Genomic DNA, 9,113 nt, shown 5'->3' with positions numbered 1-9,113 from the left:
CATCGGGTGCACGGCGGCCTCGTGCCCGGGCGGGACGGGGGGGAACGTGCGGAGCGCCGCGCCCGGCCGGGAAGGGCGGGGCGCGGCGCTCCGGAGTGGTGCTACTCGGTGGTGGTGTCGGTGACCACGAGGAACTGGTCAGTGCGCAGGTCCATCACGACCTGAGCGTTGGTGCCTTGGGCGCGCTGGTTGGCGGCGTACTCTTCGGCCGGCCAGGAGCCGCGGGGGCTTCCGGCGGGGAACCGCTCCAGGACCGTGCGGGCCTGCGGGCTGGTGGTGGCCATCAGGCGTCACCGCCGTTCACGCGCTCGTGGATGTCGATGAGGGTGGCGATGGCGGCGGGGGTGTCCGCCTCGCCGACCCACTGCCCGAGCGCGGTGAAGAGGGGCACCTTCTCGCGGTCGGCGTCGAAGATGACGCAGTAGTCGCCGTAGCGGTCCATCACCATGTCCCGCAGGACCGGGATGAGCCCGGTGTCCAGGACCTCCAGGGCGTCGACGGTGAGCCGGGCGGGCTCGCCGGGCGCCGGCGACTGGACCAGGGTGCCGGTGACGCGCAGCAGGTCGCCGGGCTGGATGCGGTTCAGCAGCTCGTGGGTGATCCGGGGGTCGCCGCTGGTGCAGGTGACGACCGTGTCGGGGGCGTCGTCGGGGAGCGCGTCGATGTCGGCGGGCCGGACGATCAGGTCGAAGGTGGCGGTCCCGGTGCACGGGCCGGGGGCGGGTATCGCGTCGACCCAGCCGTCGACGGCGCAGTGCTTGGTGTCCATCAGGTGGCCTCCGCCAGGGGCTTGGTGGGGTGAGGGGAGCGGGGTCGGGTGGTGCGCTGTGCGATGTCCGGCAGCTCGCGGTTGCGCCGCTGCTGGGCGGGCGTGAGCGGGCGTGCCTTCGCGCCGTGGCGGTGCCAGAGCGGGGAGGCCGGCGGCTCGGGGTAGGCGAGGGCGTGGTCGACGTCGCGGTCGGTGCTGCTCATGGAGGTCCTCCAGGTGGAGGTCAGGCGTGGTCGCCTTGGCCCTTGGACTTGGGCTTCGGCGCGAGGTCGGAGGCGAACCGCCCTCGGCGGGCCTCCACGGGGTTGGCGGTGATCCAGCCCTCCGCGCATGCCTTGTGCACGGGCTCGCCGGAGTGGGAGCGCATGGGCGTGGGCGGGCCGCACAGCGTGCAGGGGAGGTCCTGCCAGCGGTCGAAGTGCTGGCCGTCGCGCCAGACGAGAAACTCGCCGGGAGCCGGGCAGCTGCTGGAACACGCGATCCAGCAGGTCCTCGGTCGGCTTCCAGGGCCCGAGCTGCCCGGCGGCGGGGACCGGTAGCGGCACCTCTTGGACGTCCTTCAGGACCAGGTGCCAGGCGCCCGGGTGCGCCCACGGCGTGCAGGGCTCGGAGCCCTCGGGGTCCTGGTGGCAGTCGACCAGGCGCGCAATGCCGATCACGGCTCCGGTGGTCAGCTCCCGGCAGCGGATCGTGCGGGCGATCAGCGGGACGCGCAGGGCGGCCCGGTCGATCCGCTGGCTTGCGTGCAGGAGGATCCAGCCGCGCCAGCTCCAGGGCCTGGGTCGGTTCTCGATGCCCTTGGCGCCGGTCAGGATGCAGGTGGCGTGCGGCTGCTGGACGCTGATGCCGCGGATCCAGTCGCCCTGCGGGAGGGGCGTGCTCATGCGGCTCGCCCCCATACGGCCGTTCCCGGGCGCCCGGCACGGCGGCCGTTGACGGACGGCACCGTGGTGTGCGCGGGCGAGGCGATGGCCGCGCGGCCCGAGTGCTTGCCGTCGTACAGCGCGGCGTCGGCGGCCCGCTGCAGCACGGTCAGGTCACGGGAGCCGACCGCGTTCGGGGTCGCGGCGCCGACCGAGGCGGCCACGTCGACGGTGCGGCCGTCCTCGAGGACGACGGGGGTGTGCAGCATGCGGACCAGCTGCGCGAGGCGCTGCTCCAGGCGTGTGGCGGGCAGCTCCAGGACGACGGCGAACTCGTCGCCGCCGAGGCGGCCGACGGTGGCGCGCGGGCCCGCCCACGCGTTGACCGGGCGGCGGTCGCGGCCAGGACGGCGTCCCCGGCCGGGTGCCCGAAGTCGTCGTTCACTGCCTTGAAGTGGTCCTGGTCGACGATGACCACGGCCGTGTCGTCGCCGTGGCGGGCCAGGAGCCGGTGGGCGCGGGCGGTGTAGGAGTCGCGGCGCAGCAGGCCGGTCAGCGGGTCCTTCCGCGTGGCGGCGAGCCGCTTGTGCAGTGCGACGGCGTGCACCGCCCAGCCGGTCAACGGCACGGCGGCGGTCGTCAGTAAGAGGGTGCGCTGGCCGATCCGGCCCTGAACGCGCAGGAGGGACGACATACTTGGGTTCTCCGTCTCGTCTCGTACGGGATGGATGGGCCCGGGGCAGCCGACGAAGCCGCCAAGCAAGTGCGGCTGTCCCGGGGCGGAGCTACAGCGCGAAGTCGCTGCGGATCGTCCAGCTGACGGGGTTGCTCCAGAGGCCGGCCTTCGCGGCGGGCCACTCCATCTGCCAGCGGGGCCGAAGCCCGCGCGCTCCCCAGCTGTCCGGCTGCTTGCCGGGGATCTCGAGTCCGGCCGGGTGCGCGGCGAGCGCGGCGTCGTACACCTCGTGCGCGCGGCGCAGGGCCGCGGCGGGGGAGTCCGCGACGCCGGTGAAGACGTGCGCACCTGTGACTGAGCGCGTTACTTGGCCACTGTGCTCTTCAGCTGGCCGCTCTGAGCACGACGTGGGGCCGGCGGGCGGGGACAGCCTGGTTGTCGGTGTCCGAGGGCAGACTCCCAGCAGCCGCAGGCAAGCCGACTGAGGGGGGCGTATGCCGACCGATTCCAAGATCCACGACTGGTGGATCGACCCCCGGGAGTACGCGCGGCAGGAGTCCAGGCGTGGCAGGAGACACGCCTACGAGAGCCTCGACCCGGAACGCACCGCACTGATCGTGATCGACATGGTGCCCTTTTTCGCCGAGGCCAATCCGTATGTCCGCGGCATCGTGCCCAACGTCGGCCGCATCGCCGGGGCGCTGCGCACTGCTGGCGGACTGGTCGCATGGGTGCTGCCGGCGAACGAGCCACCCCTCGGGAGGGTGAGCAGCGAGTTTTACGGACCGACCGTCAGCAAGGCGTTCGCGGCGACAGGCGGGGAAGGGCCGCTCCGCTCGCGTCTGTGGCACGCCCTCGATGTTCGGCCGGATGACTTGGTGGTGGAGAAGACCGCCTACAGTGCCTTCTTCCCTGACCGCTCACCGCTGCCGGGTCTGCTGGCCGAGTGCGCCACCGATACCGTCCTCATCACGGGCGCACTCACGAACGTCTGCTGCGAGTCCTCCGCCAGGGACGCGGCCACGACGGGCCTGCGCGTGCTGATGGTGGCCGACGCAAACGCGGCTCGGCGCGATCGGGACCACAATGCCGCGCTGTCCACGATCTACCGGTCGTTCGGTGACGTACGGACCACGGACGAGGTACTGGATTTGATCGGACACTGCCCGGACTGACAACGGGCGGACCGGGGCCAAGCCGCGCCCAGCAATACCGACGTCGGACGGTGTGGCCAACTGCAGTAAGCAGAGTGGCCAAGTAACGCGCTCAGTCACACCAGTGTGACTGAGCGCGCTAGTTGACCTTACGGCGCATTCGACGGAGGTGCGGAGCGCTGCTGGGATCCCCAGATGCAGCCCTGCATCATCGCCGTGGTGACCTTGCCCTTGAAGCCTGCTGCTGGCGTCAGCCGGTCCTGGCACCAGAGATAGACGTCGTCCGCCATGCCGGATCCCGGGTTCTCCCCTTGCTTGGCGAGAGCGGCGGCGAAGTCGTAGCCGCGCTTGTATTGGGCGTCCGCAATCGAGCCGGGCTCGTATGGATTCCCGTAGATGATGGGACGCGACGGGTCGGAGGCGCCACCTCGAGGCATGAACATGGCGATCAGCAGCACAGCGGGCAGGCCAACCAAGACCGAGGCGAACAGCCAGCCCATCTTCTGGGACGTCTTCTTGCCGACCGCATAGGACAGCATCGCCAGCGGGATGGCCAGAACGAACGCCAGGAACGGGATGATCACTGCACCACCTGCCACAGGTCAGCCCCCCCTTTCGCGGCTCATCGGCGCCATGTTACGTCCCGTGATCGGACACGCAGGCGCGGGGTGCGTGGTGCTCGGCGACGCGTGGCTGCCGAACACCACCGGCCGGGCGTTGCGCTCACTGGCCAATTAAAGCGCTCAGTCACAGCACGTGTGACTGAGCGAGGTACTTGGCCAATGAGTGCTTCACTTGGCCTCTCCTCGTGTCGTAGTTGGCTGGGCCGTGAGACATGGCCGTGCCCCGCTCGCATTGCGTGAGCGGGGCACGGTGCCTGGCCTGTTGTGAAGGGCAGACTGCCTTCCCGATGGTGCCGGTGCTGGGTCACCCCTTCGGTCCGGCCGTCCAGCCGCCGTACACGGTGATCTCCGCGCCGATGGTGCGGGAGGCCGGCTGTAGCCAGCCGCTGGCGTCCACCAGGGCGACGACGACCGGGCCGCCCGGCAGGACGTCGAAGAAGCAGAGAGCGCCCAGGCCGCGGGCCGACCTGACATTCTCGGACTCCGGACATCGAGGACCAAGAGTGGTCGCCCGCTTCGCTCGCGCTGCCGCGTTCAGTCTTCATGACGTGACCGGGGCGGGCCCCAGACCCGCCCCGTGCGGCAGGCGTCAGCCGTCGACGCGTTCGAACGCCCAGCGCTGAGTGGACGAGCCGTCGGCGGGCTTCAGCTCGACGTGATTGTCGACCTCGGTCCACACCGAGTCCTGACCCCGCTTTTTGATGGTGTAGAGCCCGCCGCCTGCCGGCTCGACCGACCAGACCGAGGTGCCGGGGTCGAATTCCGAGGTACCGAGCACCTCCCCGCCCCGGTCCGTGGCATAGAAGCCAGTCCCGACGTCCTGAATGGCATACCCGTCCTCGTACCGCGTGACGTTCCACTTCTCGTAGACGGATGCGAAGTCCTGGTCGAGGACGACGCCCGTCGCGAACGGCGGCCGCTGCTCCCCGGGAGGGAAGTTCTTCGCCCAGTCGCCGGTCCCCGCATCGATGAGCCTGAAAGAAAGGCTGGCGGCACGCGCGCTGCTCGCCTGAGCCGGAGCACTGCCTGCCAGTCCCGCAGCCAACACAACCGCAGCCGCCACAAGGGCCTTACGACACTTCGACACATTCACTCCTGTGGGTTGTCGCTCAAGCCGCCCCGGGGACGGCTCACAGCAATCTCCACGGCATCTGCCTCCCCCGGCGCGCGCCAGGAACTTCCCAGCGAGCCCAGAAAGCGTCCGCCTGATGTCCCTCAGATCATTCGTGCCGCGACATAACGGGCCAAGACCACCCGTACACGTCGTTGACGCCAGCGTGTCCGAAACAGGTCCCGACGCATCACAGATTCCTCATCAACACCGCTCTGTCTGGACAACTGGATGTCTGGATCGCGCTTCCCCCGGCTGAGTGGTTTGCAGCAGCGCGGGCTGATCTCGTGCACTACTGCCTCTGAGCGCCGACATGGCCAACTGAAGTACACAGCGGCCAACCGGCCCGCTCAGTCACAACACCCTTGCGGGCCGGGTCGGTGGTGTCGTGTATCGGGACGTCGACCTCATAGAACTCGGTGCGCGGCATGACGCCCATCTCCTCTCCGTGCCAGTGCTTGAGGGGCCACCGCGACCGCCCCGGCCTCCGTGGTGCGGAAGCGCCGGGGCGGCACGGAGCGTCCGTCACGCTGTGAGGCGGGGCGGCTCAGAGGTCGAGCTGAATGGTGATGCGGCGCCGGGGGTCGTCACGGCCGTGGTGGACGGTGCTGCGGTGTGCGGCCAGGCCGGCGCGCCCGCCCTGGATGGGCAGATGACAGTCCGGGCAGCCGTACGCCCACTCTGCTCCACACCGTGATGCGGCGCAGGGCGAACGGAGAGTCGGTCGAGCAGATCCAGCCCGACCTGATCATCCCCACTGGTAAGCGCAAGGGGCAGAGCCCCTCGGTGGCGAGCATCTACCGGGCGCTCGCCGAGCACGCCAAGCGCGAGGCATACCCCGAAGCGATCGAGGCCGCCCACGCCGCCTTCAGCGCCCTGAAGGCCGGCGAACTCCCCGCCCCGCGTACGGCGGACCAGCCGGAACCCGCCCGGTGACCACCCGGCTTCCGGAAGACAGCGGCGCAACCAAGATCAGGGCTTAGCGCCAACCGCTGCTCCATTGTTCCTACCGGCGCCAATTGCATCGGATGCGAGCTACTGCGCCACCGTGACGGTGACGCTCCAGGCCGGGACCGAGTCCGGACGCACGCCCGGCTGGCCGGGCTCCCGGGTCGTGCGGTCCGCGACCGCGACCGCACACCGCCCGGCGAGCAGTTCCTGCGGAAGTTCGGGCGGGCGCGTAACATCCTGGGCGCGGCGGTTCAGCTGTGCACGCTGCCATGGGCTCGGGTTCGTCCCCGACGCGGTGCTCTCGACTTCGGCGGAGGCGGGCGGCCCGGCTCGCCAGGGCGCCGTGGTGCACGCCCCCCCAAGAACACCACACTCAATGAGCGGAATTGGGCGCGATGCCGGCGCCGCAGGAAGTCGCCAAGGTGCTGAAGGGTCTGGCCCCGGCCGCACGAAAGCCGGCGTCGCTGTGGAGCCAACTGCCCCGGCCCGACAACGCCGGTGTCGAGCCGATCGGAAACGTCCGCCCGGGTGAGGACCGCCCCGGCCATCTGCCAGCTGACTCCGCTTGATCACAGCCGTTGGAGTCGTTCCCAGGGGGGGGCGCCGCCTGCATGGCCGCGGTGTAGCTACCTTTAGCGGATTTCAGCGTTCCTCTTGGTGTCACGGTTCCGAGGAACGTCGAAAGGCTGATGTGCAAGTGGCGCATGTATCTATGGCCAGAGCACGACTGACGGTGACGGGAGCCATCATCGTCGTTGTGCTTGCTGCCCTGTTCATTCCGGTCTCGGTTTCCACGTTCGCCAGGGACGGGACGCTGACCGAGGACACCGAGGCGTTCCGAGCCAGGCACGCAGCGGAACGCCTTGGGGTTCCGTATGCCGATCTGGCCTTGACTGTCAGGGGCCGGGACACAACCCGAAGTGGGGCCGTGCGGGCCGCTGAGGCGGTGACGGGGATGCTCGCGCGGCAGCCCGGCGTGCGTGCTCTGTGGTCGGGGGCCGCGAAGGATCAGCCGTGGCTGCGTTCTGCCAGCGGTGATGCTGCCCTGGTTCTGGCCAGGCTCGACGGGTCGGTAAGAGATCGTGAGCGGACGGCCGATCGGTTGCTGGAACAAGGGCGAGCCGCTGTGCCGGGGTACACGGTGCAGGCCAGTGGTCCGGCGTGGGCGAACAAGCGGATCGATGCCCGTATCGAGCACGACCTGCTGCGGGCCGAACTGCTGGCGGCTCCTGTGGTGTTCCTTCTCCTTTTGGTCACCTACGGTTCGATCGTCAGTGCCTTGATGCCGGTGGTGGTCGCCGGTGTCGCGGTGGGCTGCACCATTCCGCTGCTGGGGGTGCTGGCGCACGTCGTCCCCATCTCGTCTTTCGCGGTGAATGCGGCATTGGCCATCGGATTCGGTCTCGCCGTCGACTACACGCTCTTTCTGCTCGCCCGGTACCGGGAGGAACTGGCCGGCGGCCTTTCACGCCCCCAGGCGCTGGATAGGGCCGTGCGGACCAGCGGCCGCTCGGTGGCGTTTTCCGCGTCAGCCGTCACTGTGTGCCTTGCCGCGGTGGCCCTGGTACCCGTTCCCTTGGTCCGGGCGCTGGCCGTGGCAGGAGTTACCGTTACGGTCCTGGCGGCTGCTGCGGCTGCTGCGGCTCTGCTGCTCACCCCTGCCTGCCTGGTGCTGTGGGGGCCGTTGTACGAGCGTGGTGACCCCTTTGGCCGTTGGCGCCGCGTCCGGCTCGGGCAGGGCAGCCCTTTTTGGCGGCGTACGGCGCAGGTGGTCACCCGCCGGTGGGTGTGGGCGGGGGGTGTGGCGGCGCTGTCGCTGGCGCTGCTGGCATGGCCCTTCGCGCACGCACGGTTGGGCGTCATGGATTACCGCATCATGCCCGCTTCCTCGCAGGTGGCCTCCGTCAGTGAGCGCGTCCGGGCGGAGTTTCCCGGGGCGCCCGAGCAGGTGGTCACCGTGGTGGTGCCCGCACCCGCGTCTGTCCGGCAGGTCAGCGCCTATCAGGCGGTTCTGGCTCGTGTCGACAACGTAGATGGGGTGCGTGTGGCGGCCCGTTCCTCGAAGGCCGGCGCCGTCCTGCTGGCGACTACCCGTGTGCGGGCGGGCAGCGACGCGGCTGCCGCGCTGGTGAAAGCGGTGCGGGCGCTTCACGCTCCGGGACCGGTGATGGTCGGCGGACGGGCTGCGGAGGTCGTGGACACTCTCGCTTCCGCAAAGCGGGCCTTGCCCTGGACGGTGGCGTTGCTGAGTGCGGGCCTCTCGTTGCTGCTTGCGTTCTTCACCCGCAGTGTGGTGGCTCCTGTGAAGGCACTTGTCGTGGCGGTGGTCAGTCTGGGTGCAAGCCTGGGAGCCGTGGTATCCGTGTTCCAGGACGGGACGGTTCGTCGCCTGCTGGGCGGATTCACGGTCACGGGGTCGCTCGACATCTCACTGCTGCTGTTCACCCTGGCCATCGCACTGTCTCTGTCGGTGGACTATGAGGTGTTTCTTTTGGGCCGCATCCGGGAGGAGTACGAGCGCAGTGCGGACAACGGGGCTGCGGTGGTGGAAGGCATCGCCCGTACCGGGCGTTTGATGACCTCGGCGGCTCTCGCGGTGGCCATCTCCACGTCGGTCATGGTCACGTCCTCTGTGTCCGTCATCAAACTGATCGGAGCAGGCGTCGCCCTGGCCGCCCTCGTTGACGCGGTGGTGGTCCGGGGCGTGCTGGTGCCGGCCGTGATGGCGGCTCTCGGGTCGGCCAACTGGTGGCTTCCGGAGAGGAAGCGTCGGCGTTCCGGCTTGTCCGCCAAGGCCGCCTGACCCAGCGCCCTGAGTCAGACAGCGACGTGGCACGGCATGTGCCAGGCGAAAGGCCGGCAGAGCGCGGGGGGGGGGGCCCCCCCGCGGGGGGGGGGGGCCCGCGGCGGTGCTGGGCGAGCGGCGCCGCGACGGAGACGCCCGGCGCTTACAAAACAAGATCGAC

The 9,113-nt window shown here is 70.0% G+C and carries 11 protein-coding genes and 2 pseudogenes; 3 read left to right on the top strand and 10 right to left on the bottom strand.

Annotated elements, in window-relative coordinates; translation table 11 throughout:
* Window positions 1–101: 101 nt before the first annotated feature.
* From ACFVIU_RS37630 to ACFVIU_RS37600, 7 genes and pseudogenes are all read right to left on the bottom strand, one after another.
* Window positions 102–284 (bottom strand): hypothetical protein, encoded by a 183-nt coding sequence (locus ACFVIU_RS37630; protein WP_385848189.1) that lies wholly within the window; start codon window positions 282–284, stop codon window positions 102–104.
* Window positions 284–769, bottom strand: coding sequence for a hypothetical protein (locus ACFVIU_RS37625; RefSeq protein WP_385848187.1), 486 nt, complete (start codon window positions 767–769; stop codon window positions 284–286). Before ACFVIU_RS37625 ends, ACFVIU_RS37630 begins: the two co-directional genes overlap by 1 nt.
* Window positions 769–972: a hypothetical protein gene (locus ACFVIU_RS37620; protein ID WP_385848202.1), complete on the bottom strand. Its 204-nt coding sequence runs from the start codon at window positions 970–972 to the stop codon at window positions 769–771. The genes ACFVIU_RS37625 and ACFVIU_RS37620 overlap by 1 nt, the downstream gene beginning before the upstream one ends.
* 20 nt (window positions 973–992) lie before the next feature.
* Window positions 993–1,136: a hypothetical protein gene (locus ACFVIU_RS37615; protein ID WP_385848205.1), complete on the bottom strand. Its 144-nt coding sequence runs from the start codon at window positions 1,134–1,136 to the stop codon at window positions 993–995.
* Between the two features lie 82 nt (window positions 1,137–1,218).
* Window positions 1,219–1,653, bottom strand: a pseudogene (locus tag ACFVIU_RS37610) (hypothetical protein); the annotation flags it as partial.
* Window positions 1,650–2,326: pseudogene (locus ACFVIU_RS37605) on the bottom strand (GGDEF domain-containing protein). The pseudogenes ACFVIU_RS37605 and ACFVIU_RS37610, both read right to left, overlap by 4 nt.
* A 91-nt stretch (window positions 2,327–2,417) precedes the next feature.
* On the bottom strand, window positions 2,418–2,594 hold the full coding sequence (locus ACFVIU_RS37600; RefSeq protein ID WP_385848185.1) for a hypothetical protein: 177 nt from the start codon (window positions 2,592–2,594) through the stop codon (window positions 2,418–2,420).
* A gap of 208 nt (window positions 2,595–2,802) precedes the next feature.
* Between ACFVIU_RS37600 and ACFVIU_RS37595 the strand changes: the two genes are divergently transcribed.
* A complete protein-coding gene (locus tag ACFVIU_RS37595; RefSeq protein WP_385848183.1) occupies window positions 2,803–3,483 on the top strand; it encodes an isochorismatase family protein in 681 nt (226 codons plus the stop codon).
* A 128-nt stretch (window positions 3,484–3,611) separates the two neighbouring features.
* On the opposite strand, the gene ACFVIU_RS37590 is transcribed toward ACFVIU_RS37595, so the two are convergent.
* The gene (locus tag ACFVIU_RS37590) at window positions 3,612–4,046 is read right to left on the bottom strand and encodes a hypothetical protein (RefSeq protein ID WP_385848182.1); all 435 of its coding nucleotides are present in this window, start codon (window positions 4,044–4,046) and stop codon (window positions 3,612–3,614) included.
* A 628-nt stretch (window positions 4,047–4,674) separates the two neighbouring features.
* A complete protein-coding gene (locus ACFVIU_RS37585; protein WP_385848181.1) occupies window positions 4,675–5,172 on the bottom strand; it encodes a hypothetical protein in 498 nt (165 codons plus the stop codon).
* A gap of 717 nt (window positions 5,173–5,889) precedes the next feature.
* Here ACFVIU_RS37585 and ACFVIU_RS37580 point away from each other — a divergent pair.
* Complete coding sequence (locus ACFVIU_RS37580; RefSeq protein ID WP_385848179.1) at window positions 5,890–6,132, top strand: hypothetical protein; 243 nt, start codon at window positions 5,890–5,892, stop codon at window positions 6,130–6,132.
* Window positions 6,133–6,231: 99 nt separating this feature from the next.
* Here ACFVIU_RS37580 and ACFVIU_RS37575 read toward each other — a convergent pair whose 3' ends face one another.
* Complete coding sequence (locus ACFVIU_RS37575) at window positions 6,232–6,597, bottom strand: DUF6207 family protein (protein WP_385848178.1); 366 nt, start codon at window positions 6,595–6,597, stop codon at window positions 6,232–6,234.
* A 283-nt stretch (window positions 6,598–6,880) separates the two neighbouring features.
* Between ACFVIU_RS37575 and ACFVIU_RS37570 the strand changes: the two genes are divergently transcribed.
* On the top strand, window positions 6,881–8,950 hold the full coding sequence (locus ACFVIU_RS37570; RefSeq protein WP_385848176.1) for an MMPL family transporter: 2,070 nt from the start codon (window positions 6,881–6,883) through the stop codon (window positions 8,948–8,950).
* Window positions 8,951–9,113: the final 163 nt, after the last annotated feature.

The organism is Streptomyces sp. NPDC127190, assembly GCF_042672505.1.
Taxonomy (GTDB): Bacteria; Actinomycetota; Actinomycetes; order Streptomycetales; family Streptomycetaceae; genus Streptomyces.
Note: the sequence above shows the minus strand (reverse complement) of the source record. Positions and strands in the feature narration are given on the sequence as shown.